The sequence below is a fragment of the Paraburkholderia sp. XV genome (assembly GCF_020177535.1).
Classification (GTDB): Bacteria; Pseudomonadota; Gammaproteobacteria; order Burkholderiales; family Burkholderiaceae; genus Paraburkholderia; species Paraburkholderia caribensis.
The window spans coordinates 1-22,883 of record NZ_JAGUUD010000125.1 but is presented as its reverse complement, the minus strand read 5'-3'; the positions used below and the strand labels follow the sequence as shown (position 1 = coordinate 22,883).

At 63.6% G+C, this 22,883-nt stretch carries 22 protein-coding genes; 12 read left to right on the top strand and 10 right to left on the bottom strand.

Features of this window, described 5'->3' with window-relative positions; all coding sequences use genetic code 11:
• Positions 1–160 precede the first annotated feature (160 nt).
• The gene (locus KFO72_RS35520) at positions 161–1,084 is read right to left on the bottom strand and encodes a LysR family transcriptional regulator (RefSeq protein ID WP_062916285.1); all 924 of its coding nucleotides are present in this window, start codon (positions 1,082–1,084) and stop codon (positions 161–163) included.
• A gap of 337 nt (positions 1,085–1,421) precedes the next feature.
• Here KFO72_RS35520 and KFO72_RS35515 point away from each other — a divergent pair, with 337 nt between their 5' ends.
• On the top strand, positions 1,422–2,192 hold the full coding sequence (locus tag KFO72_RS35515; protein WP_060603474.1) for a response regulator: 771 nt from the start codon (positions 1,422–1,424) through the stop codon (positions 2,190–2,192).
• Here the strand turns inward: KFO72_RS35515 and KFO72_RS35510 are convergent.
• The 7 genes from KFO72_RS35510 to KFO72_RS35480 all read right to left on the bottom strand — a co-directional run bounded on the left by KFO72_RS35510 (position 2,189) and on the right by KFO72_RS35480 (position 10,040).
• Complete coding sequence (locus tag KFO72_RS35510) at positions 2,189–2,548, bottom strand: zinc-binding dehydrogenase (RefSeq protein WP_225034050.1); 360 nt, start codon at positions 2,546–2,548, stop codon at positions 2,189–2,191. The two genes, KFO72_RS35515 and KFO72_RS35510, sit on opposite strands and share 4 nt — an antisense overlap.
• Before the next feature lie 72 nt (positions 2,549–2,620).
• Positions 2,621–3,400, bottom strand: a complete 780-nt coding sequence (locus KFO72_RS35505) for an alpha/beta fold hydrolase (protein WP_107204049.1) — start codon at positions 3,398–3,400, stop codon at positions 2,621–2,623.
• A gap of 109 nt (positions 3,401–3,509) precedes the next feature.
• Entirely contained in the window at positions 3,510–3,836 is a 327-nt protein-coding gene (locus KFO72_RS35500; RefSeq protein WP_225034049.1) for a DUF4148 domain-containing protein, read from the bottom strand.
• A 328-nt stretch (positions 3,837–4,164) separates the two neighbouring features.
• Positions 4,165–5,925: a cytochrome c biogenesis protein DipZ gene (locus KFO72_RS35495; RefSeq protein ID WP_225034048.1), complete on the bottom strand. Its 1,761-nt coding sequence runs from the start codon at positions 5,923–5,925 to the stop codon at positions 4,165–4,167.
• A gap of 262 nt (positions 5,926–6,187) precedes the next feature.
• Positions 6,188–6,943, bottom strand: a complete 756-nt coding sequence (locus KFO72_RS35490; RefSeq protein ID WP_062916288.1) for a response regulator — start codon at positions 6,941–6,943, stop codon at positions 6,188–6,190.
• Positions 6,944–6,994: 51 nt separating this feature from the next.
• Positions 6,995–8,038 carry an alpha/beta fold hydrolase gene (locus KFO72_RS35485; RefSeq protein ID WP_224100173.1) on the bottom strand — a complete coding sequence of 348 codons (1,044 nt, stop codon included), beginning with the start codon at positions 8,036–8,038 and terminating at the stop codon, positions 6,995–6,997.
• A 262-nt stretch (positions 8,039–8,300) separates the two neighbouring features.
• Positions 8,301–10,040, bottom strand: a complete 1,740-nt coding sequence (locus KFO72_RS35480) for an FAD-dependent oxidoreductase (protein ID WP_225034047.1) — start codon at positions 10,038–10,040, stop codon at positions 8,301–8,303.
• A gap of 318 nt (positions 10,041–10,358) precedes the next feature.
• Here KFO72_RS35480 and KFO72_RS35475 point away from each other — a divergent pair, with 318 nt between their 5' ends.
• The 5 genes from KFO72_RS35475 (at position 10,359) to KFO72_RS35455 (ending at position 14,429) form a co-directional block, all read left to right on the top strand.
• Entirely contained in the window at positions 10,359–11,630 is a 1,272-nt protein-coding gene (locus tag KFO72_RS35475) for an epoxide hydrolase family protein (RefSeq protein WP_176054755.1), read from the top strand.
• A gap of 48 nt (positions 11,631–11,678) precedes the next feature.
• The gene (locus tag KFO72_RS35470) at positions 11,679–11,891 is read left to right on the top strand and encodes a hypothetical protein (RefSeq protein ID WP_412101818.1); all 213 of its coding nucleotides are present in this window, start codon (positions 11,679–11,681) and stop codon (positions 11,889–11,891) included.
• Positions 11,892–12,054: 163 nt separating this feature from the next.
• A complete protein-coding gene (locus tag KFO72_RS35465) occupies positions 12,055–12,432 on the top strand; it encodes a BON domain-containing protein (RefSeq protein WP_225034045.1) in 378 nt (125 codons plus the stop codon).
• A gap of 119 nt (positions 12,433–12,551) precedes the next feature.
• Entirely contained in the window at positions 12,552–12,989 is a 438-nt protein-coding gene (locus KFO72_RS35460; RefSeq protein ID WP_224100178.1) for a DUF3331 domain-containing protein, read from the top strand.
• 39 nt (positions 12,990–13,028) lie between these two features.
• Positions 13,029–14,429 (top strand): amidase family protein, encoded by a 1,401-nt coding sequence (locus tag KFO72_RS35455; protein WP_225034044.1) that lies wholly within the window; start codon positions 13,029–13,031, stop codon positions 14,427–14,429.
• A gap of 49 nt (positions 14,430–14,478) precedes the next feature.
• On the opposite strand, the gene KFO72_RS35450 is transcribed toward KFO72_RS35455, so the two are convergent.
• On the bottom strand, positions 14,479–14,928 hold the full coding sequence (locus KFO72_RS35450) for a universal stress protein (RefSeq protein WP_225034043.1): 450 nt from the start codon (positions 14,926–14,928) through the stop codon (positions 14,479–14,481).
• A gap of 118 nt (positions 14,929–15,046) precedes the next feature.
• Positions 15,047–15,358 carry an RNA polymerase sigma factor gene (locus KFO72_RS35445; protein WP_225034042.1) on the bottom strand — a complete coding sequence of 104 codons (312 nt, stop codon included), beginning with the start codon at positions 15,356–15,358 and terminating at the stop codon, positions 15,047–15,049.
• A 402-nt stretch (positions 15,359–15,760) separates the two neighbouring features.
• Between KFO72_RS35445 and KFO72_RS35440 the strand changes: the two genes are divergently transcribed.
• From KFO72_RS35440 to ilvD, 6 genes are all read left to right on the top strand, one after another.
• Complete coding sequence (locus tag KFO72_RS35440) at positions 15,761–17,230, top strand: aldehyde dehydrogenase (RefSeq protein ID WP_225034041.1); 1,470 nt, start codon at positions 15,761–15,763, stop codon at positions 17,228–17,230.
• A gap of 89 nt (positions 17,231–17,319) precedes the next feature.
• Positions 17,320–18,267 (top strand): AraC family transcriptional regulator, encoded by a 948-nt coding sequence (locus tag KFO72_RS35435; protein WP_225034040.1) that lies wholly within the window; start codon positions 17,320–17,322, stop codon positions 18,265–18,267.
• A 25-nt stretch (positions 18,268–18,292) separates the two neighbouring features.
• Entirely contained in the window at positions 18,293–18,742 is a 450-nt protein-coding gene (locus KFO72_RS35430; protein WP_225034039.1) for a cupin domain-containing protein, read from the top strand.
• 326 nt (positions 18,743–19,068) lie between these two features.
• Positions 19,069–20,097 carry an alpha/beta fold hydrolase gene (locus KFO72_RS35425; protein WP_054932498.1) on the top strand — a complete coding sequence of 343 codons (1,029 nt, stop codon included), beginning with the start codon at positions 19,069–19,071 and terminating at the stop codon, positions 20,095–20,097.
• Between the two features lie 22 nt (positions 20,098–20,119).
• Positions 20,120–20,656, top strand: coding sequence for a cytochrome P460 family protein (locus tag KFO72_RS35420; RefSeq protein ID WP_054932497.1), 537 nt, complete (start codon positions 20,120–20,122; stop codon positions 20,654–20,656).
• A gap of 167 nt (positions 20,657–20,823) precedes the next feature.
• On the top strand, positions 20,824–22,683 hold the full coding sequence (gene ilvD, locus KFO72_RS35415; protein ID WP_060603430.1) for a dihydroxy-acid dehydratase: 1,860 nt from the start codon (positions 20,824–20,826) through the stop codon (positions 22,681–22,683).
• The last annotated feature ends 200 nt before the right edge of the window (positions 22,684–22,883 follow it).

The window sequence follows — 22,883 nt, the reverse complement described above, 5'->3', positions numbered from 1 at the left end:
CCGAAAACCCGAAAACCCGAAAACCCGAAAACCCGAAAACCCGAAAACCCGAAAACCCGAAAACCCGAACCGCGACGCGTGAAGCACGCTAACGTAAAGCGGATGCCAGCACAAAACACAAGCAAACCACCAAAATGCGTCGCAGACAAAAACCCCACCCCTACCCATGAACACCATCCCCAAACACCGGCAACCGCCGCCGAATCCAGTCGAGCAATTCCATCGGCCCAGGCGACAGCAGCCGACTCGTCTTCACGAGCAAACGCGCATGCGTACTCTGTAAAACAGGATGATCGACAGGCACCGTAGTCAGTTCACCGCTTGCCACTTCACGCCGCGCGGCAAACTCCCCAATCAACGTGACAAAGTTCTCCACCGCAACCATGCGTTTAAGCACAGCAAGCGAATTAGTCGTCATGGCCGGCTCGATCTGCATGCCTTCGGCAATTTCCAGCATCTTCACCGCGTGTCCAATCCCAAACGTCTGCGGCATCATCGCCAGCGGAAACGCTCGCAAATCATCAATCGTAGCGGCCCGCTTCCGCATCGCAAGCGGATGCTCCCGCCGCAACAGCAACACCGCCCGCTGAACCGAACTCGCCAGACACTGAAGCCGCGGATGCGGCGGAGGGTTATAAGCCAGCCCGATGTGCGCCCGGCTTTCAGCCACCTCCTCGACAATCCCGTCGCGAGCCAGCATGCTCATCTCAATCGTCAGCGCAGGATACTTCGCGCAGAACGGCGCGAGCACTTCCTCCGTCAACGTATCGACGAAACCTTCGCTCACTGCCAGTTGCACCCGCCCGTGTCGCAGGCCGCGAAAGGCGTGCAGCTGGTCCTCCAGTTTCTCCTGCTGCGACTGGCAACCCTCCCAGAACTCCAGCAGATGCGCCGCCGGTTCCGTCGGCCGCGCGCCTCTGGCGCCGCGCTCGAATAGCGTCACGCCCAGTTCCTCCTCGAGCAGCCGGATCTGCCGCGTAATGACCGACGGCGACGTGTTCATGTCGTCGGCGGCGCCGCGAATCGAGCCTTGCGTCAGGACCGCGTAGAAATACCTCAGGCGCTGGTGATTGATTGTTCGCATCGTTGTCAGACCTATGAAACCTCGGGTGTTGCCCGCAGGGCAACAGAGAGTGAGCACAGTTGCTGTTGTGTCAACGATGCGTTCCTGCCACCATGCGCGGCACGTTAACCCGCATCCGATGGCCGGCGTGACGCGTGTCGACGCTGCTCATTTGAGCAGCGGGATGTATCCGTCACATGTCGTGAAGTGGCGCGCAAGCAATGTTTTGTATCGGCGAGTGCGGGCCGGATACATCCGCGTACGAAGGCGAGAAGGGTGCTGCTCTGCCGCCGCGTCGCGCCGTCAGTGCAAGGCGGGCGCAGCCCGTTTCGCCGCAGCCGCATTCGTTGAACCTGTCATGAAGAAGCTCGAACACGTGTTGATCGTCGATGACGATAGTGAGACCCGCGAACTCGTCGCCATCCATCTGCAACGCAACGGCATGCGGGTGTCGCGCGCCTCCAGCGGACGCGAGATGCGCGCGGCGCTCGGGCGCGACACCCCCGATCTCATCGTCCTCGAACTGAGACTGCCGGATACGGATGGCCTGTCGTTGTGCCGCGAATTGCGCGCAGGCGAATTTCACGCGATACCCGTCGTCATGCTGTCCGCGCGCCACGACGAAGCGGACCGCATCGTCGCCCTCGAACTGGGCGCCGACGACTACATGTCCAAGCCGTTTGCGATCCGCGAACTGCTGGCGCGCATCCGCGCCGTCCTGCGCCGCACCAACATGCTGCCGCCCGGAATGCGCGTCGCCGAAGCGGCCACCGTGCTGCGCTTCGGCGAGTGGCGGCTCGACACGGCGGCGCGCCGTCTGCTCGACCCCGAAGGCACGGTGGTCGCGTTGAGCGGTGCGGAGTATCGGCTGTTGCGCGTGTTCCTCGATCATCCGAACCGCGTGCTCACGCGCGACCAGTTGCTCAACCTGACGCAAGGCCGTCACGCCGACCTGCTCGACCGTTCGATCGATCTGCTCGTGAGCCGCGTGCGTCAGCGGCTGCACGACGGCGTGCGCGACGGACGCTACATCAAGACGCTGCGCAACGAAGGCTATCTGTTCTCGGCGACGGTGATGCGTGTCGAAAGCGATGTCGCGCATGCGCCTGCGATGACCTGTATCGCCTAGGGAATCAGCAACAGCTTGCCCATGGTCCGGCGGCTCTCCACATCGGCATGCGCGCGCGCGGTGTCCGCAAGCGGATAGACGCCGCCGATCCGCACGTCGAGCACGCCCGCGATGAACCAGTCGAACAACTGCTTCGCCCGCGCACGCAACAGGGCAGGGGTGTGGACGTGATCGGCGAAGGTCGCGTAGCCGATCTTGATGCTCTTCGGCAGGCTCGTGATATGAAGCGGGCCGGCCGCGCCCAGCACCGGCCCATACCAGCAGAACGTGCCCGAGCGCCGCAGCGATGCGAGCGAGCCCTGGAACGTCGCCGGTCGATGACGGCTTTGCCCGGGCCGGCAACCGGTTCGCCGCATTCGGCCAGCCGAAGCTTCTCGGGCCCTCCCGGACCGTCCATCACGATGGTTTTCATCCCGTGCGCCCCCGTATCAGTGTGCGTGGCGCGCTGCCGCGATGATCGCGTTGGCGACGGCTTCGGGCTGACTCAGCATTGCGACGTGACTCGCGTCGACGCGAGTCACCTGCGCATGGATCTGCGTCGCCATCTTCGCCTGCAGATGCGGATCGATCATCTTGTCGCGGCCGGGAATCACGAAGTACGACGGCTTCTCATGCCAGGCGGCCTGCGTCACCTTGTCGTTCGCGCAGCCCGAAAACCACGGCCCTTGCGTCGCCGCGACGATGCGCTGCTGCCCTGCGGGCAGATCGAGCGCGAAGTCGTCGCGCACGGCCTTGTCCGACAGCGTCAGATAGCCCGCCGAATCCTTTTGCAGTTCGTTCGCCCACGCTGGCGGCTTCATGCCTTGCGTGATGTCGGCGATCGACTGATTGGCGTCGGGCGCGAAGGCCGCGACGTAGACGAGCGACTTCACCTTGTCGTCGTTGCCCGCCTGGCTGATGACCACGCCGCCCCACGAATGACCGACCAGAACCACGGGTCCCGTCTGCTGATCGATGACGCGCTTCGTGGCCGCGACATCGTCGGCGAGGGAGCTCAACGGATTTTGCACGGCGACGACATGTAGCCCATTTGCTTCGAGTAACGGGATCACGCGGTTCCAGCTCGACCCGTCGGCGAATGCGCCGTGCACGAGAACGATATTGGTGCCTTTGAGATCGGCTGGCGTGGCCGCGTCCGCAGTCTGCAACGCGAACAGTCCGCACAGCATCGTGGCGAACGCGAGGATGGTCCTGAAGCTTCTTGTCATTGTGTTGCCCCTGAATACCGCGTTATCAATAGATGTCTTTCTGCTGCGTCAGCCGGGCGCTCCGTTACGACGCATGCGCAGGCATGCATCGGTAACGGAGCAGCGGCGATCACGAGTGCGCGTAGACCGGTTCGAGGCCGAGCACGTCCTGCTGCGGAGCGGGCGTTTGCGCGGTGTCGCGACGCGCGCCGGAACTCGATTGACCCGCTGCGACGCCGCCATACGCCGCGCCCTTTTCAGCCTGGAGGCGCGACAGCGCGGCTTCGATGTTCTTCGGATATTGCGTGTTGTCGCTCGCCGGGTTGTAGCCGGCCTGCTGCAACTGGATCAGCTCGGCGCGCACCTGCGCGCGGGTCACGGGTTGGTTCGACTGCGCGAACGACACAGCGGGAGCGGCGATCAAGGCTGCAACGATGAGGGATTGAGCGAGTTTCATAAGTCTTTCTCCAGTAGTGAAGCGGGTTTGCGTTGATGTCATCCCGGGCGGTCATCGCGCTTTGCGCATTGGCTTCGCGCCCGGTCAGTCGCACTGTCATGAATCAACCTTGCGTGTCGTTATTTGAACCCGCTCACGTATCTGGCTTGTTTCCAGAACGCGCCGGAATGTAAGCCAGTATTTCTCGATGGGCGATATATACATTGAGGTACAAATCCCGCGCTGCTGGTTGCCAGTTGTCGGTGACGACGCCCGATGCCTGGCCAATGACAAACGCCACTGCGCCGCGAAAGCGCAGTGGCGTGGCTTGAAGCGCTGCCGCCAGGCGTCAGCCGAACGTGAAGGAGAAGGCCTGCACGCCCGGATCGAGAAACTCGATCGTAAAGGTCCGGTCGCGCACGGCGTCACGCTGACGCACGAGTTGATACAGACGGGCACTCGTCACGACGCCGCTGCCGTCGGCGGCGACATCGGCGCCATGCGAGTCGCCGGGCGCCGCGCCGTCGATCGTGACGCGAAAGCGCACGGGCTTGCCATTCGCGCCCGGGCCGAGCACGAGATGCAGATCGCGTGCGTGAAAGCGATAGGCGATCCGTCCATGCGCGTCGTCGAGCACGGCCGCTTCGGCGCCCACGGTCCACTTGCCGCCGAATGCCCAGCTATTGAGCGGCAATTGCGACGGCACGGTGTACGCGGCGACGTCGTCGGGCCGGAGGTCTTCCGGCGATGCGAAGCCGCGCGCCTGCTGATAACCCACATAGGTCTCGCCCGATTCGACGTTCGGGTTATCCGCCGCAGCCTGTGCGCCGGCGCCCTGAATGGGCGGCAGATCGCGCGGCTGCATGGCGTGTCCCGACTCCGCCAGCAGTTGCTGGATCACCTTCTCGGCTTCGGCATAGCCGCCTTCGCCGAAATGGTGATAACGGATGCGGCCTTGTGCATCGACGATATAGAACGCGGGCCAGTACTGATTGCCGAACGCTTGCCAGATCTTGTAGCCGTTGTCGATTGCGACGGGGTAGTGCACGCCGAGGTCGGCGACGGCGCGCTTCACGTTCGACGGATCGTGCTCGAAGGCGAACTCCGGCGTATGCACGCCGAGCACCACGAGACCGTCGTTGCGATAGCGGTCCGACCACGTCTTCAGGTACGGCAGCGTGCGCAGACAGTTGATGCACGAATACGTCCAGAAGTTGACGACGGCGACCTTGCCGCGCAACGCGTCGCTCGTGAGCGGCGGCGAGTTGAGCCAGCCCTCGGCGCCATCGAGCGACGGCAGATGGCCTTCGACAGGCAGCGCGGACGGAACCTTCACACTGATGCGCTGGATGTGCGGCTTCGGCGTGTCCGGTTTCCGGGCGGGGTTGGAAGAAAGCAGGCCGACCAGCCGGCTTTCGACACCCGTCGTCGATGCCGACGGCACATGCGCGAGCGCGCGCGTGTCGAAGCCGAAGCCGATGGCCGTCACGCTCAGCAGCACCAGCGCGCCCATCGCGCGGCGCACCCGCTCGCCGAGGCCGAGCGAGCGGTTGAGTCCATCGAGCGCCTGCTTGCCGAGCCCCGACACGACGGCGAGCGAACTCGCCGCGCCGAGCGCATACGCGGTCAGTGCCGCCACCGTCGCCCAACTCGCGCCATGCAGCGCGGCGCCCGTGAGAATCAGGCCGAGAATCGGGCCTGCGCAGGGCGCCCACAACAGGCCCGTCGCCACGCCGAGCAGCAGCGCGGAGCCCACCTGGAAGCGCGTGCCGCGCATTTGCGACAGCGCGGCGACGCGGTTGCCGATGCCGAAGAACGGGCGCGACAGCCGCGCCGACAGCGCCGGGAACAGCAGCGATGCGCCGAACACGCCGAACAGCGCGAGCGATATCCAGCGCCCGTAGTGGTTCAGTTGCGCCGCGCCGCTAAGGCCGGCGATGCCGACGCCCGTGACGAGCGCGAACGTGACGGCGAGGCCGAGCAGCAGCGGCAGCCGGCCCGTCACGAACGGCTTGTCGGAACGGGCGAAGACGAATGGCACGACAGGCAGGATGCATGGGCTCAGGATGGTGAGCACCCCGCCCAGAAACGCAATGACGATGAGTAACATGGAATCGACCTCCTGATCCGGAAACGGTTGACTCAACCGGTCTGCACGCAGCGCATGTCGGTCTCGCGCGTGCTCTTGTGACGGATTAGAGCCCGCACATGTATCCGGCGAATGTCAGGAAGGCGAGGGTGCGTATCGCGATGTATCGGCTTGGCGGGCCCGATACATGGCGATACAAACGAGGGCTGTTTTTATGACGCAGGCGTGGCTAAAGCGCCGTCATGCGCCCGAGACGCTGACGGTTTCGGCACCGCGCCGTGCATCACGCATGCTGCCTGGCGCGTGCTTCCTCGACAGCCTTCACCGCTGATGAAAACACATAGCCTTCGTTGCGCAGCGTCTTGATGTAGCGCGGCACGCGGGCGACGTCGCGGAGCCTTTGCCGCAGACGGCTGACCAGCAGGTCGATCGAACGATCGAACGGTTCGGCGTTGCGCCGCTGGGTGAGATTGAGCAGCTGGTCGCGCGTCAGCACGCGCTGCGGGTGATCGAGAAACGCGCGCAGCAGGCGGTATTCCGCGCCGCTCAACGCGACCACGGCGTCCTCGGTGTCGATCAGGTGACGCGCCGTCGTATCGAGCCGCCAGTCGCCGAAGCTCAGCATCTCCGTCGATTCCTCCACCAGCATGCCGGGCGGCAGCATGCGCGTGCGCCGCAGCACCGCGCGGATGCGTGCCAGCAGTTCGCGCACGGCACACGGCTTGGCCAGATAATCGTCCGCGCCCATCTCCAGGCCGATGATCCGGTCCATCTCGTCGCAATGCTCGGTCACCATCATCACGGGCACCGCGCGATGGCGGCCCGCGCGCAGCCCGCGGCATAGCGCAAGCCCGTCTTCGCCTGGCAGCATGACGTCGAGCAGGATCACATCGGGCGTATGCCGGTCGAGCACGGCGTGCATGTCGCGTCCGCTGGACGCGAGCGATACGCGCATGCCGTTTTTCTCCAGATAACTGGCGACGAACTCGCGCATGCCGCGGTCCTCGTCGACGATCAGAACGTGGTCGGGTTGGTCCATGATGTCAGGTTGGGCGCGACGATAGGCGTGGGTTGGTTGAATGCATCGCGATCAAAGGCGGGCGACCTGCAATACCGCTTCGGCGAATGCCTGAGGCGCTTCCTGCGGCAGGTTGTGGCCAATGCCGCCGCTCACGTTGCGGTGCTGATACTTGCCCGTGAACATCTTCGCGTACGCGGATGGATCGGGATGCGGCGCACCGTTCGCGTCGCCTTCCATTGTGATGGTGGGCACACCGATGGTGGGCAGCGCCGCGAGACGCTGCTCGATCTCGTCGTATTGCGGCTCGCCCTGCACGAGGCCCAGACGCCAGCGGTAGTTGTGAATCACCACGGCCACGTGATCGGGGTTGTTGAACGATGCCGCCGTGCGCTGGTAGGTGGCATCGTCGAAATGCCATTTGGGCGACGCGAGTTGCCAGATCAGCCGGTTGAAGTCGTTGCGGTTGGCTGCGTAGCCCAGCTCGCCGCGCTCGGTGGCGAAATAGAACTGATACCACCATGCGAACTCTGCCTTGGGCGGCAAGGGCTTGCGGTTCGCCTCCTGGCTGCCGATCAGATAGCCGCTCACCGACACCAGTCCCTTGCAGCGCTGCGGCCACAGTGCGGCGATGATGCACGCCGTGCGCGCGCCCCAGTCGAATGCGCCGAAGATCGCCTGATCGATTTTCAACGCGTCCATCAGCGCGATGATGTCGACGGCGACGACGGCCTGCTGGCCGTTGCGCGGCGTTTCGTTGGCAAGAAAGCGTGTCGATCCGTAGCCGCGCAGAAACGGCACGATCACGCGATACCCCGCCGCAGCGAGGATCGGCGCGACGTCGACGAAGCTGTAGATGTCGTACGGCCAGCCGTGCAACAGGATGACGGGCTGCCCGTCCTTCGGGCCCATGTCCACGTAGCCGACGTTCAGCGTGCCGGCGTCGATCTGCTCGATCGCATCGAACGATGTATGGTGAGCCGCTTTCTTTGCGGCGTGCGCGCTCTTCGAGGCTTGCGCGTGCGCGAGATTGCCGAGGCCCAGTTCCAGCAGCCCGATGCCTGCCGCTGTCGTGCCGATCAGTCGACGGCGACGCAGATTCACGGTGTCTTGCATGTGCGTTCTCCTTTTTTTCTCAACCAGTTTTTTGTCAGAGTCGTTCGGGCGGCTTGCTCCGCTAACGCAAGGCAAGATGACCGATCGCCGCTTCAAAGCATCGATGTGCAAAGAGTAGACTGCCGGCTCGATGTGTTCCATACAATCTGCATCTAGCCAGCTGATTCATCCGGATGGGCAACCGCATACCTTCGTATAGGGTCGTGTCGAAGTCTATCCGCAGGCCGGCTCCCGTCATGCTTTCGTCATGCCAGTTGCGTGCTCATGCGGCAGGCAAAGGGGCGCTCAGAAACTGATGAATCTCCGCGACGACGGCGGCGCCGTCGCCCACTGCCGCCGCGACGCGCTTCGCCGATGCATTGCGCACATCGCCGATCGCAAATACGCCGGGCACGTTGGTCTGCAACGCGAAGCATGCGGTGTCGGCGCGTACGCCCGCCGCGAGGCCCGTTTTGACGAAGCCCCGGTCGTCGATCTCGACGCTGCAATCGCGCAGCCATTGCGTGTTGGGGCTTGCTCCCGTGAACAGGAACAGGTGCCGGGTATCGAACACGAGCTCGCCTTCGGGGGTGTTGCACATGACGGCTTCGAGGCCCCATGCGTCGCTTCTGACGGACGCGACGACGGTCCGCGCATGCAGCACCACGTTACCCAGCGACGCGAGACGATCGATCAGATAGCGCGACATGCTGGTCTCCAGACTGTCGCCGCGAATCAATATGTGGACACGGCTCGCGTGCGTCGACAGGAATACGGCGGCCTGTCCCGCCGAGTTGCCTCCGCCGACGAGGACCACTTCCGCGCCTCGGCACAGGCGTCCTTCGATCGACGAAGCCCAGTAGTAGACGCCGCGCCCCGCGACTTCGTCGAGACCTTCGATGGCGGGCCTCCGGTACGCCGCGCCCGTCGCGATCACGACCGTGCGCGACGCGATGCGCTGGCCGCCTTGCAGTTCGAGCTGAAGCGGCGCCTGCGCGCAGTCGAGCCGGTCGATGCGGGTGGGGATCACGACTTCCGCGCCGAACTTCACTGCCTGCGCGAACGCGTTCGCCGCCAGCTCGCGGCCCGACACGCCCGTCGAAAAGCCGAGGTAGTTCTCGATCCGCGCGCTGGCGCCTGCCTGTCCGCCGGGGCCGTGGCTGTCGAAGACGATCACCGACAGTCCCTCGGAAGCCGCATACACGGCAGCGGCGAGGCCGGCCGGTCCCGCGCCGACCACGGCGACGTCGTAGATGCGCGCCGAGTCGAGCTCGGGCAGCAGGCCCAGGCGCGCGGCCAGTTGGCGTTCGTCGGGGTCTTGCAGCAGCGTGCCGTCCGCGAGCATCACGACGGGCTCGCCGTCGCGCCATACGCCCCATTCTTCGAGCAGCGCGCGGATGTCGGCATCCGTCGCGGGGTCCGCGACGGAGTACGGATGGCCGAGCCGATGCAGCAGCCCTTCGAGCGCGAGCAGTTTGAGATCGCCGGAACGTCCGATCAGCACGGGGCCGGCGCCTTCGCGCACGAGACCGAAACGGCGCAGCAGCAGCGAGCGCATGATTCGCTCGCCCAGCTGCGCCTCGGCGACGAGCATGTCGCGTATCTGTTGCGGCGCGATCATCAGTGCTTCGACGTCTTCGAGTGCGAGGCCGTCGGCGAGCGCGGGCTTGCCCGTGAGCTGCGCCACTTCACCGAGAAACTGGCCTGCGCCCAGCTCGACGATGGTCTGCGACCGGCCGAGCCCATCGCGCCGCGACAGCCTGGCACGCCCGTTCAGAAGCACGCGCATGCCGAGTCCCGGCTGGCCGGTACGGAACATCACGTCGCCCGCGCGCCAATGCTCAATCATGCCGAAGCGCATCATTTTTTCGATGTCGGCGGTGCTGAAGCGCGGGTAACGGTCGTCGGCGGGCGCGGCCTTCGGAGCCGCATTCGAAGCCGCATTCGAAGCCGCTAGCGGCTCCATCGGGGAAGGACGCTTGCCTGCCTGCGGATCGTCGCTGCCGTCTCGATGCTGACTCATCGCATTCCTCTATTTGCTATTGCGCTGGAATAATCGCGGCTATGGGGATTGGGGTCAATCCAAACGAAAGTATGATAGGCACCGCGCGTATATTCATTCCCTCGCGCAACTTTAAGTTATTCGTACTGTTTTAATCGCTGCCTGTTACGAACAGGTACACCGCGGACAAACGCGAGATACATTCGTCGTTTCAAATGAGTGGGACGCTTCGAGCCATTCGCTTCGCAAGCGGTCAAGCATTGCTCTGCCAGTTCTCTCACATCGTCGTGCAACTCGTCGCGCACGGATGCCCACTCCTTGGAAACAGGATGACAAAGCATGTCTTCAACTCCGTTCTCGCCGATGCGGCGTAACCTGCTGGCCGCCGGGGCGGCAGCGGGCGCAATGGCGTTATTTCCCGAAGCGCTTTACGCCGCGAACAACGCGGGGAATATCCGTCCATTCAAAGCCAATATTCCCGATAGCGATCTCGCCGATTTGCGCCAGCGTCTGGCCAGAACGCGCTGGCCAGGCAAGGAAACGGTCGCCGACGAGTCCCAGGGCGTGCGGCTCGCGCGCATGCAGCAACTCGTTCAATACTGGGGCAGCGAATACGACTGGCGAAAGGGCGAAGCGAAGCTGAATGCTTTGCCGATGTTCGTGACGGAGATCGACGGGCTGGATATCCAGTTCATCCATGTCCGCTCGCGGCACAAGAACGCGATGCCGATGATCATGACGCACGGCTGGCCGGGTTCGATCTTCGAGCTGATCAAGGCGATCGGTCCGCTCACCGACCCGACTGCATACGGCGCCAGCGCCGACGACGCCTTCCATGTGGTCGTGCCGTCCTTGCCCGGCTTCGGCTTTTCGGGCAAGCCGACCACGCCGGGCTGGGGCTCGGATCACATCGCGCGTGCATGGGGCGTGCTGATGGAGCGGCTCGGTTATGCGCGCTTCGTGTCGCAAGGCGGCGATTGCGGCTCCGTGGTGTCGCACCGTATGGCGATGCAGCACGTCAAGGGCTTGATAGGCATTCACGTCAACATGCCCGCCACCGTTCCCGCCGATATCGCGCGCTCGCTGGCGCTCGGCGATCCCGCGCCGGCCGGCCTGTCGCCCCAGGAGAAGAATGCGTACGAGAAGCTCGCCGTCTTCTATCGCGACAACTGCGGTTATTCGGCGATGATGGTCACGCGCCCGCAAACGGTCGGCTATGCGCTCGCCGATTCGCCCTCCGGACAGGCCGCGTGGATGTACGACAAGATTTCGCAGTGGACCTATAGCGGCGGCGTGCCCGAGCGCTCCTTGACGCGCGACGAGATTCTCGACGACATCTCGCTGTACTGGCTGACCGATAGCGCGACGTCGTCGGCGCAGATCTACTGGGAAGATCACTCGAACAACTTCAATGCCGTCGATATCTCGCTGCCCACCGCGATCACGGTCTTTCCGGGCGAGATCTATCAGGCGCCGCGCAGTTGGGCGGAGCGTTGTTATCACAACCTGATCTATTTCAACGAGGTCGACAAAGGCGGTCATTTCGCGGCGTGGGAAGAGCCGCTGCTGTTCGCCCAGGAAGTGCGGGCCGGGTTCAGGCCGTTGCGTTGAGATCCCGAAGGCACGCGTTGCCTCGTCTGCGACGTGCAGATGCCGGACATGGACGGCATCGAGTTGGTCGACACGCTAAAGCGCAACGGCCTGCGCATCCCTACGAGCTTCATTACCGCCTTCGCCACGGTTCGCATACGCGAGCGCGTGCAGGCGAGCGCGGCGCTTTGCATGATCGAAAAGCCGATCGAACACACAGGCGCTGGAAAAGCGGTTCGGCCGCGCGCCCGGCTACGGATGACGACGGGACCGCGTCGCTGAACGCGTGGTGCGTGCGCAAGTGCAATGCAACTGTAATCCCGATACATTTGGATACGTCGAGGAAAAACAGACGACACATTCGGCGCTTCTAATCCTTGGCAGGCATCGACGTTAGCCCGTCCGATGGCCTGCAAACCCGTTCTACAACGACAAGGAAAAGACAATGAACCTCCGCCAATTCTTGATGGGCAGCGGCCTCGCCGCCATGCTCGCATTGTCCTGCACGCAGGTATTCGCTGCGGACGCGGCTGCTTCCGCAACGGACACAAGGGCGGCCGCTCCCGCCGCGCCGTCGAAGAAGTCGGTTCGCGTGGCGAATCGCGCGTTCTCGAAGACCGTTCAAAAGACGCTGCTGAAGACGAAAGGGCTGGAAGATACGTCGATCACCGCATTCGGCAACGCGAAGACGGGTCAGGTGACCCTGGCCGGACAGATTGCCAGCGAAGATCAGGACCACCTCGCCGTCGAAACGGCGAAGCAGGTGCGCGGCGTCACGGCCGTCGTCAGCAAGCTGACGCTGCGCCAGCAAGGCGGCGGTTGATCGCGACGTAGTGGACCGATGGCGAACGGCCTTGCCCGCATGCGTTCCGCAGGGCCGCCGCCCGTCAGATCAAAGACGTTTTCACGCTATGACCCGCGACAGGGACGGGAGATGAGTCGATGAATGCGCTGTCCGAAGACAATATCGTGGTACGCACGCTGCTGAATGTGCTGGACCCTTCCACCGAACAGCGCGACGCGTGCGCGGTCAACCGTTATGCGGCGCTGAAGAAGCTGCGCATCAGCATTCCGTCGCCCGTCGCTGAAGATGCGGGCAACGCGCCGTCGCGGCCCGCGCATATCGTGGTCGAGGAGCGGCTGTCGTCGTGCACGATCAGCGTCTCGTGGAGCGACCCCTGCTCGGGGCGATACAACGCACAGATATGGCGCAGCGGACTCGCGCGCGACGCAGCCGTGTGCGCGCTGACGGGCCGCGCGATCAGTCGCGGCGACGAAGTATTCCGTCCGCGCGCGCACGACTTTCATGTGCCGTCCAACCGGCATCAGATGATCCTCGCCGCGACACTCGATCCGCACGCGGAACAGCCTGGCGCGTGAGGCGTATCATTTCCAGTCCGAATCTTTATCGGGGGCAACATGAGTGAACTATGGCGCCTGTCGGCGGCTGAACTCGCGAAGCGTGTCCGCAGCCGTGAGGTATCCGCGCGCGAGGCGGCGCAATCCGCGCTGGCGCGTCTCGATGCTGTGAATCCCACGATCAACGCCGTCGTCGCGCACAAACCCGAATGGGTGCTTCGCCAGGCGGACGAGATCGACCAGGCGATCGCGCGCGGCGAGGACCCGGGCCCGCTCGCGGGCGTGCCCGTCACCGTGAAGATCAACGTCGATCAGGCCGGTTTTGCGACCACGAACGGCACGCGGCTGCAGGAAAACCTGATCGCCGAAACGAGCAGTCCTGCCGTGGACAATCTGTCGAAGGCGGGCGCGGTGCTGCTTGGCCGCACCAATTCGCCGACCTTCGCGCTGCGCTGGTTCACGTCGAACCAGGTGCACGGGCGCACGTTGAATCCGCGCAATGCGAAGCTCACGCCGGGTGGCTCATCGGGTGGCGCGGCCGCGGCCGTCACGGCAGGGATCGGGCAACTCGCGCTCGGCACCGATATCGGCGGCTCGGTCCGCTATCCCGCCTATGCGTGCGGCGTACATGGGCTCAGGCCGAGCTTCGGCCGGGTGCCGGCGTTCAACGCGTCGTCGCCGGAACGCGCGATCGGCGCGCAACTGATGTCGGCGGCGGGACCGATTGCACGCACCATTGACGATCTTCGTCTCGGCCTGCTTGCGCTTGCCGCGCCGGATCTTCGCGACCCCTGGTATGTGCCGCTGCCGCTGGAAGGGCGCGCCGTGCCGTTGCGCGCAGCGCTGTGCCTGCGCCCTGGCGGTTTGCAGATCGCGCAGGAAGTGGAGGATGCGTTGCTCGATGCGGCGCGCCGGCTCGCCGATGCAGGCTGGAGCGTCGAGGAGATCGACGACGTGCCGTCGATCCGCGAAGCCGGGCAATTGCAGGAGCGCTTATGGCTGGGCGACGGCTTCGACGCGCTGGCCGATACCGTGGCGCGTGACGGCGATCCGGGCGCGGCTGCCGTCGTGGCGGCGGCGCGCCTGAAGGTACAGGGCCTGCCCGCCGATGTGATCAGCCGTTCACTGGTACGGCGCTCGACGCTGGTGCGTCAGTGGCGTCTGTTTCTCGATCAGTATGCAGTGGTGCTGATGCCCGTCTCCGGCGAGCTGCCGTTTCCCGACGACCTCGATCAGCGCGGCGCTGAAGGTTTCGACCGGGTATGGGAAGCGCAGCTCACGATGCGCGCGCTGCCGGCGATGGGTCTGCCGGGGCTGGCCGTCACGACGCAATTGGTCGACGGCGTGCCCGTTGGCGTGCAGATCGTCGCTGCGCATTATCGCGAGGATTTGTGTTTGCTGGCAGGCGAAGCGATCGAAGCGCGCGGCGTGCCGCCTTCGCCTATCGATCCCGTGGTGTGAGCTTGCCGGGCGGCAATTGCCGCCCGGTCCACACGCGCCTTATCAAACATCAGGAAAGGGGCGCGGTGACGGCCACGATTGCGGAGCCGCGCAACCGGTCGGCCAGATCGAGGTGAACGGGACGCCCGCCCCACCAGCGCGCGAACCCCGATTGCACGCGATGACCGATCACCACGATATCGGCGTGGAATGCCGTGACGTGTAGCGGAACCACGTCCACGGTCCGTCCGAACTTCATGAAACCATGCGCGGTGACGCCGAGATTCACGAGATGCGCGACGGCGACGTCGAGCGCTTGTTGTGCGTGCGCTTCCATACTGCTGCACGCAAGGTCCGACAGCATGCCGGCGCAGGTCGCATTGGCCGTGATCGAATCGACGACGGAAATCACATCGACGTGTGCGGACAAGGCCAGCGACAATTGCGAGCAGCGTTTTAGCGCGGCTTGAGCTTCTAGCGTTCCGTCGTAGACGAGCAGCATTCTTGAAAAGGATGACATGTTCTTTCGAGGCCGTAACGGAGCGCGAAGCGGCTCGTACTCCGATTGAAAGTGAGGAATTCGTAATGCGAGCCGGATGCGTCCGATGCTGGATTTCCTATGCTCTTTTCAACAACGCTTAGCCAGGCGGATCTATTCCGAACACGTTTTTCTGGAAAAGGTGTTGTGTAGAGGGAGAACGTTTCTTCGCCGCACAATGCCGCCGCGCATGGCCCATCGGATCGTCGCGCCAGATCGAATAGACGATCGAGAACATCCAGTCGAGCGGCGATGTGTCGGGAGGCCGTGTGTGTGAGTCTTCCAGCCCGCGCGCGCAGGCCTGATGAACCAGTTCTTCCGCTTCATATTCGTTCTCTGTGAGCCGTAAGGCGAAAGACCAGAGCCGGGGAAGCATGTCCGGAAGAACGATCGAAAGTTCTGTGCACTGCATTGCAATCGGGAAACGGATTGACTGAGGGAGAACTGGCAACTTTAGCGTTTCCCATTGACAGATGGCTTGTCTATGTGGCGCATTTTTCTTGTCTGGGACGCGCATTCGAACGCAAGATCTTTGAAACTGGATATGCCCTGAGCGGCGGCAGATACATTACGACATATTCCTGCGCCAAAACCAGGCTATAACCGGGTATCCGTCAGAAAGCGCGTTTTGGACAAGCGATCGAATTGCCTTGGACAATTTCCGAAAGAGTCGAATCACTACACTGAAAAATCACAGGTTCCTGGCGTTAGCGGAATCCGTTGGTGGGTTTCAATCCGGCATGACGGCATATGACGGGTGCCTGCTTCGAAACCCTTTCAGTGTAGATGTCGAAGATTTTCAATCGGAAAGATCATGACCGAGTACTCCACCGCACTTTCGTCGAATGTCCGCAGTCGCTTTTTCATTGATGGCGAATGGGTATCGAGCCATTCCGATGCGCGCCATGTGCTGATTTCTCCTGCGACGGAAGAACCGTTCATGTCCGTTCCGCTCGCGGATTCCGTGGACGTCGAGCGCGCGGTCGCGGCGGCGCGCCGGGCGTTCGACAAGGGACCGTGGCCGAAGCTGTCGGGCGCTGAGCGAAGCGTTTATCTGAAGCGGCTGACGGAAGAAATCCGCCAGCGCTTGCCCTTGCTCGCGCAACTGTGGACCGATCAGGTCGGCGCGCCGATTACATTTGCAAGCGGCCTGCTGCCCACGGGCATTACACGCTTCGAATTCTTTGCGTCGCTTGCACAGACGTTCGAATTTGAGGACGCGCGAGCCACGCGACGCGGCCACGCGCGCGTGCGGCGCGAACCTGTCGGCGTTGCCGCGTTGATTGCGCCATGGAATGCAACCTTCCCGATCGTGTCGCACAAGATCGCGGCGGCGCTGGCGGCGGGGTGCACGGTCGTCGTCAAATCGCCGCCGGAGAGTCCGCTCGATGCGCTGATCATTGCGGAATGCGCGGTGGCTGCGGGTCTGCCTCCGGGCGTGCTCAATGTCGTCACGGCGGGCCGCGACGGGGGCGCGCAACTGGTGCAATCGCGCGATGTCGACAAGATCAGCTTTACGGGCAGCGTGGCAACGGGGCAATGGATCGCGCGTGCGGCCGTCGACAGGCTGGCGCGCGTGACGCTGGAACTCGGCGGGAAATCAGCGGCGATTCTGCTCGACGACGTCGATCTGCCTTCGGCGCTGGCCGCGCTGACGCCGTTCACGATGCCGTTTTCCGGCCAGATCTGCTTCGCGCAGACGCGCATTCTTGCGCCCAGGGCGCGGCATGACGAGGTCGTGAGCGCGTACGCTGAGATCATTTCGAAGCTGAAGCTCGGCGACCCGCGCGAGGCCGATACGCGTATCGGGCCGGTATTGAACGCAGTGCAGCGCGAGCGCGTGCGCGGTTATATCGAGCAGGGCATCGGCGAAGGCGCGCAGAGGGTGTTGGGCGGAACGGGCAATGGCGGCTTCGCGAAGGGCTACTTCGTCGAGCCGACGGTATTCGCTCACGTCACGCCGGACATGACGATTGCGCAGCAGGAAATCTTCGGCCCCGTCGTTTCGATTCTGCCGTACGACGATATCGACGACGCCGTGCGTATCGCGAACGCCACGCCGTATGGTCTGAGCGGCTCGGTGTACAGCAGCGATGTGGAGCGGGCTTACGCGCTCGCGTGCCGCATTCAGGCGGGCCATATCGGCATCAACGGCATCGAGCTGGCGGCCAATGTGCCGTTCGGCGGTTACAGGTTATCAGGAGTGGGCCGCGAAGGCGGCCGCGAGGGACTGGAGGCGTACCTCGAAACCAAGGCAGTGTTCATGCCGACGGCGGCTGGATGACAGGCAGACAGGCGCGGGCGCAATCGATTCTTTGCGCCCGCGCCAAAGCCCTGCGCATGTCCGTCCGTTTTGATTCATGGGACGTTTTCATGCACTTCGACACGCACGAGATGACTTTCGACACCGTTCCGGGCGCAGGCGAACGATGGTCGGACATCATGTTGAACAGCCGCGGCTTGAGATGCGCATTCGATCCGCGGCAGTCGATCGACTCGACCGTCAAGAGCTGGACCCTGGGTGAAGTCGGCGTGTCGCTGGCCGAGCTGTCCACGCAAACGCTGTCGCCCGTCGGCGAAGAATGTCCGTCGTGGCAAGGCGGCTGGCTGTTCGTGAAGCTCGTGACGGAGGGCCATGTGCATGTGCAATCGCGCGGTCTTGTCGAGCGCTTCGAGGCGGGCAGCATGTTCATCATCGACCCCGTCTATCCGTTTGTCGAAGTATTCCCGGAGCGCGCGGGAATGACGGTGCTGCGGGTGCCGAAAGCGCGTTTGCGCGAGCGTGGCGTGCATCGGTCGAGTGCGGGGCCGCTGGTGGGCGATGCGCGGTCGCCCGATGTCCGCGCGACCCGCGATCTCATTCAGTGCATTGCGCGGCAATCCACCGCGCCGAGCGTCGTCGCGCAAAACATGATGGGCGAGCAATTGCTCGAACTCATCGAGTTCGCGATGATCGATCCGGGCGCACGGTCGAAGCGACGCTGCCCCGAAGCGTTGGTCCATCAGGCGAAGCGTTACATCGAAAACCATCTCGGTGAGGCCGGGCTGGACGTCGCTGCGATTGCGAATGGCGTGCATGTTTCTTCGCAACACTTGCAGCGCCTGTTCCGTGCAAAGGGCATGTCGCTGATGCGGTATCTGTGGCAGGCGCGGCTCGAGCGCGCGGCGCTATTGCTGCGAACGCGCGGCGCGCACGACGGTTCGATTCAGGAAATTGCGTGGCAATGCGGATTCACCACGGCAGCGCATTTCAGCCGCCTGTTCAAGCGGCAATACGGCGTGTCGCCATCGGATTTTCGCTTTGCGGGCAATCAGTCGTAACAGCGTTCACTCACAGGAAAACATCGTGTACAAGGCATGTTTCGCTGCAGTGGCATTGAGCAGTGCAATCGTATCGACGGGTTTGCATGCGGAAACCATCGCACCCGTCAAGGTTTCGAAAGCCGAACTGGCCGGCGCGATATTCAACCGCAACGACGCGGTGAAGAAGGATGACGGCGGTCATCGAAGTACTGACGTGGTCACTTTCACGTCGCCTGACAACGCGTATCAGACAGGCGTCTATAAATCGGGTCCGTTGCACGAGGACATCAAAGGCCCGCAAGGCCTGCCGTATAGCGAGTTTCTTTATTTTCTTTCCGGCAGCGTGAAGCTGACCTCGTCGGACGGTTCGGTGATGGTCGTGAATACGGGCGAAGCCGTCACGCTGCCGAAAGGATGGACGGGACAGTTCGACACGCAGGGCTACACCAAGCTCTACGTCACCTACGATGCGGACGAAGCGAAGAAGCAGTAAGACGGTCCGGAAGGCTGAGCGCGTTTCCCGGGCCGCCATTCACGACGTTTTTGTATCCCAATGTATCTGCGCCGCCGCCTGATACATAACGACTCATTGGCGGACATTGCGGACAAACCGCAGATACGTCCGACATGTTTAATACCTCCATGCCAGCGGTGCTGGCGTTGCGAACGGGAAGCGCGAACAGGCGTTCGCGCCAAACGCACTGAGGCACTGAGCGACGCTCGCGCTGATCGCGTTGCGCGTGCCGTCGAATCAACAGGCTGCGCATCTGACCAGAGCGCGCAGATGTCATTCATGCAACCGTACCTGAGGAAAAAAACATGTCGGATCAGATCAACACTCGGCGCCGCCGCCTGCTCGGGACGACCGTTGCAGGCATCGGCCTGCTGGAACTGGGCTTGAGCGGACTCGCCAATGCACAGACCAGCGTCAAGACGGGCGGACGTGCCGCTTCGTTCGACACGATCAAGCAGATCAATGCGGGCACGCTGAACATCGGCTACGCGGAAGCGGGCCCGCAGAACGGCCCGGTTGCGATTCTGCTGCACGGCTGGCCGTACGACATCTACAGCTTTGCCGAAGTCACACCGTTGCTGGTCGCCGCCGGTTATCGGGTGATCGTGCCGTATCTGCGCGGCTACGGCAGCACGCGCTTTCTGTCCGCGGATACGCCGCGCAACGGCCAGCAAGCCGTGATCGCCGTCGACATCATCGCGCTGATGGATGCGCTGAAAATCGACAAGGCCGTGCTGGGCGGGTTCGACTGGGGCGCGCGCACGGTGGACATCATTGCCGCGCTGTGGCCGGAACGTGTCAAGGCGCTGGTGTCGGTGAGCGGTTATCTGATCGGCAGCCAGCAGGCGAACCGCGCGCCGCTGCCGCCGAAGGCGGAGTTTGCGTGGTGGTATCAGTTCTACTTCGCGACGGAGCGCGGTTATGCGGGCTACGACGCGAACCGCCACGACTTCAACAAGCTGATCTGGCAACTCGCCTCGCCGAAGTGGAATTTCGACGACGCGACGTTCGATCGCACGGCCGAGTCGTTCGCCAACCCGGACCACGTTGCTATCGTGATCGACAACTATCGCTGGCGTCTCGGCCTGTCGCGCGGCGAGGCGAAATACGACGAACTGGAAAAGCGCCTCGCGGCGGCGCCGACCATTTCGGTGCCGACCATCACGATGGAAGGCGACTCGAACGGCGCGCCGCATCCGGACCCGTCGGCGTACGCGAAGAAGTTCACGGGCAAGTACGCGCACCGGAACATCGGCGGCGGCGTCGGGCACAACCTGCCGCAGGAAGCGCCGAAGGCGTTCGCCGACGCGATCATCGACGTGGCGCGTTTCTGAACGGACGACGGGGAGCCATCCAATGCGACCAAAGCGAGCCATCCGGACCGCGTATGTCGTCCTCAGCACGGCGCTGCTGCCCGGCGCCGTGTCGGCGGATCAGGCGATTGCCGAATCCGCCAAACCCGCCGCTGCAACCAAAGCGGCATCGCCGATTTACGGTGTCACGATTCCCGACGGATACCGCAAGTGGCAGATGATCGCGCCCGCCGAGGAAGCCGCGCCGCTCGACGAACTGCGCGTCGTGCTGGGCAACCCCGCTGCGATCAAGGCGATCGAAAGCTCGACACTGCCGTATCCCGACGGCACGATCCTCGTGAAGCTCGCGTACAAGCGCAAGCAGTCGCCCGATTTCGAGTCCGCGACCGTGCCGGGCCAGGCGACCACGGTGCAGGTGATGGTGAAGGACTCGCGGCGCTATGCATCGACGGGCGGCTGGGGGTTCGGGCGCTTCATCAACGGACAACCCGCCGATCTCGCGCAGCATCAGACCTGCTTCGCCTGTCACGCGGCGAAGGTGAAGGACCGCGACTACGTCTTCACGCGGTACGCCCCGTAAGCGCGGGCGGGGCTTGGCAGGTTGTGGGATTGCGGCGTGCCTGAAGGCTGTGTGGGATAATCGCGGTTTGCCCAGGGCGCGACTCACGAGGTTGTTTGCACGGGCGCACGAGGGGCCTTTATTCCCGCGGCCCGCTTTCTCTACGCGATAACTCTCCCACAACCACGATGCCCGCATACCGTTCCAAAACCTCCACCGCCGGCCGCAACATGGCTGGGGCGCGCTCGCTGTGGCGCGCCACCGGCATGAAAGACGAAGACTTCTCGAAGCCGATCATCGCGGTGGTCAATTCGTTCACCCAGTTCGTGCCGGGTCACGTGCACCTGAAGGACCTGGGCCAACTCGTCGCGCGTGAAATCGAAGCCGCGGGCGGCGTAGCCAAGGAATTCAACACCATCGCCGTCGACGACGGCATTGCAATGGGCCACGACGGCATGCTGTATTCGCTGCCGAGCCGCGACATTATCGCGGACTCCGTCGAATACATGGTCAACGCGCACTGTGCCGACGCGATGGTGTGCATCTCCAATTGCGACAAGATCACCCCGGGCATGCTGATGGCCGCGATGCGGCTGAACATTCCCGTGATCTTCGTGTCCGGCGGCCCGATGGAAGCGGGCAAGACGCGCCTCGCGAATCCGAAGACGGGCACCATCGAGTTCAAGAAGCTCGACCTGGTGGACGCGATGGTGATCGCGGCCGACCAGTCCTATTCGGACGCCGACGTGGCCGAAGTGGAACGCTCGGCTTGCCCGACCTGCGGTTCGTGCTCGGGCATGTTCACGGCCAATTCGATGAACTGCCTGACGGAAGCGCTGGGCCTTTCGCTGCCGGGCAACGGCACGGTGGTCGCGACGCACGCGGACCGTGAGCAGCTGTTCAGGCGCGCGGGCCGCCGTGTGGTCGAACTGGCGCGCCAGTACTACGAGAACGAAGACGCGCGCGTCCTGCCGCGTTCGGTCGGCTTCAAGGCGTTCGAGAACGCGATGACGCTCGACATCGCGATGGGCGGTTCGACCAACACGATCCTGCACCTGCTCGCCATCGCGCGTGAGGCGGAGATCGACTTCACGATGACGGACATCGACCGTCTGTCGCGCATCGTGCCGCAGCTGTGCAAGGTGGCGCCCAACACGAACAAGTACCACATCGAAGACGTGCATCGCGCGGGCGGCATCATGGCCATCCTTGGCGAACTGGACCGCGCGGGCAAGCTGCACACCGACGTGCCGACCGTGCACGCGGCGACGCTCAAGGATGCGCTGAGCCAGTGGGACATCGCGCTCACCGACGACGAAGCCGTCAAGACGTTCTATATGGCGGGTCCTGCTGGCATTCCGACGCAGGTCGCGTTCAGCCAGAACACGCGCTGGCCGAGTCTGGATCTGGACCGTGCGGAGGGCTGCATTCGTTCGTACGAGCATGCGTTTTCGAAGGAAGGCGGCTTGGCCGTGCTGACGGGCAACATTGCCCGCGACGGTTGCGTGGTGAAGACGGCGGGTGTGGACGAGAGCATTCTCGTGTTCGAAGGTTCGGCGCATGTGACGGAGTCGCAGGATGAGGCGGTGGAGAACATCCTCAACGACAAGGTCAAGGCGGGCGATATCGTGATCGTGCGTTACGAAGGGCCCAAGGGTGGTCCCGGCATGCAGGAGATGCTGTACCCGACGAGCTATATCAAGTCGAAGGGGCTCGGCAAGGCCTGCGCGCTGTTGACGGACGGGCGCTTTTCGGGCGGCACGTCGGGGCTGTCGATTGGGCACTGTTCGCCGGAAGCGGCGGCGGGTGGCGCAATCGGGCTCGTGCGTGATGGCGATCGCATTCGTATCGATATTCCGAACCGTACGATCGACGTGCTGCTGTCGGATGAAGAACTCGCGCGACGCCGCGAGGAGCAGAATGCGAAGGGCTGGAAGCCAGCCAAGCCGCGTCCGCGGAAGGTGTCAGCTGCGCTGAAGGCCTATGCGAAGCTGGTGATGTCGGCGGACAAGGGCGCGGTGAGGGATTTGTCGTTGCTGGAGGATTGATTCTGGCTGGATGCCGGGATGGGGTTGGGGTTGGGGTTGATTTGCTTTTGCTTTTGCTTTTGCTTTCGCTTTCGCTTTCGCTGGCATCCGCGATGCGTTAGCTCGCTTCAAGCGTCGCCCCTGTGCGCTTGCCCTTGCGATGGCGTCCGCGATTCGTTAGCGTGCTTCAGGCGTCGCCCCTGTGCGGGGCGGCACCTACT

Excerpts from the sequence above, each read along its gene's own strand:
- KFO72_RS35520 (WP_062916285.1), bottom strand. The coding sequence starts at position 1,084 with ATGCGAACAATCAATCACCAGCGCCTGAGGTATTTCTACGCGGTCCTG.
- KFO72_RS35515 (WP_060603474.1), top strand. The coding sequence starts at position 1,422 with ATGAAGAAGCTCGAACACGTGTTGATCGTCGATGACGATAGTGAGACC.
- KFO72_RS35510 (WP_225034050.1), bottom strand. The coding sequence starts at position 2,548 with ATGCGGCGAACCGGTTGCCGGCCCGGGCAAAGCCGTCATCGACCGGCG.
- KFO72_RS35505 (WP_107204049.1), bottom strand. The coding sequence starts at position 3,400 with ATGACAAGAAGCTTCAGGACCATCCTCGCGTTCGCCACGATGCTGTGC.
- KFO72_RS35500 (WP_225034049.1), bottom strand. The coding sequence starts at position 3,836 with ATGAAACTCGCTCAATCCCTCATCGTTGCAGCCTTGATCGCCGCTCCC.
- KFO72_RS35495 (WP_225034048.1), bottom strand. The coding sequence starts at position 5,925 with ATGTTACTCATCGTCATTGCGTTTCTGGGCGGGGTGCTCACCATCCTG.
- KFO72_RS35490 (WP_062916288.1), bottom strand. The coding sequence starts at position 6,943 with ATGGACCAACCCGACCACGTTCTGATCGTCGACGAGGACCGCGGCATG.
- KFO72_RS35485 (WP_224100173.1), bottom strand. The coding sequence starts at position 8,038 with ATGCAAGACACCGTGAATCTGCGTCGCCGTCGACTGATCGGCACGACA.
- KFO72_RS35480 (WP_225034047.1), bottom strand. The coding sequence starts at position 10,040 with ATGAGTCAGCATCGAGACGGCAGCGACGATCCGCAGGCAGGCAAGCGT.
- KFO72_RS35475 (WP_176054755.1), top strand. The coding sequence starts at position 10,359 with ATGTCTTCAACTCCGTTCTCGCCGATGCGGCGTAACCTGCTGGCCGCC.
- KFO72_RS35470 (WP_412101818.1), top strand. The coding sequence starts at position 11,679 with ATGGACGGCATCGAGTTGGTCGACACGCTAAAGCGCAACGGCCTGCGC.
- KFO72_RS35465 (WP_225034045.1), top strand. The coding sequence starts at position 12,055 with ATGAACCTCCGCCAATTCTTGATGGGCAGCGGCCTCGCCGCCATGCTC.
- KFO72_RS35460 (WP_224100178.1), top strand. The coding sequence starts at position 12,552 with ATGAATGCGCTGTCCGAAGACAATATCGTGGTACGCACGCTGCTGAAT.
- KFO72_RS35455 (WP_225034044.1), top strand. The coding sequence starts at position 13,029 with ATGAGTGAACTATGGCGCCTGTCGGCGGCTGAACTCGCGAAGCGTGTC.
- KFO72_RS35450 (WP_225034043.1), bottom strand. The coding sequence starts at position 14,928 with ATGTCATCCTTTTCAAGAATGCTGCTCGTCTACGACGGAACGCTAGAA.
- KFO72_RS35445 (WP_225034042.1), bottom strand. The coding sequence starts at position 15,358 with ATGCAGTGCACAGAACTTTCGATCGTTCTTCCGGACATGCTTCCCCGG.
- KFO72_RS35440 (WP_225034041.1), top strand. The coding sequence starts at position 15,761 with ATGACCGAGTACTCCACCGCACTTTCGTCGAATGTCCGCAGTCGCTTT.
- KFO72_RS35435 (WP_225034040.1), top strand. The coding sequence starts at position 17,320 with ATGCACTTCGACACGCACGAGATGACTTTCGACACCGTTCCGGGCGCA.
- KFO72_RS35425 (WP_054932498.1), top strand. The coding sequence starts at position 19,069 with ATGTCGGATCAGATCAACACTCGGCGCCGCCGCCTGCTCGGGACGACC.
- KFO72_RS35420 (WP_054932497.1), top strand. The coding sequence starts at position 20,120 with ATGCGACCAAAGCGAGCCATCCGGACCGCGTATGTCGTCCTCAGCACG.
- ilvD (WP_060603430.1), top strand. The coding sequence starts at position 20,824 with ATGCCCGCATACCGTTCCAAAACCTCCACCGCCGGCCGCAACATGGCT.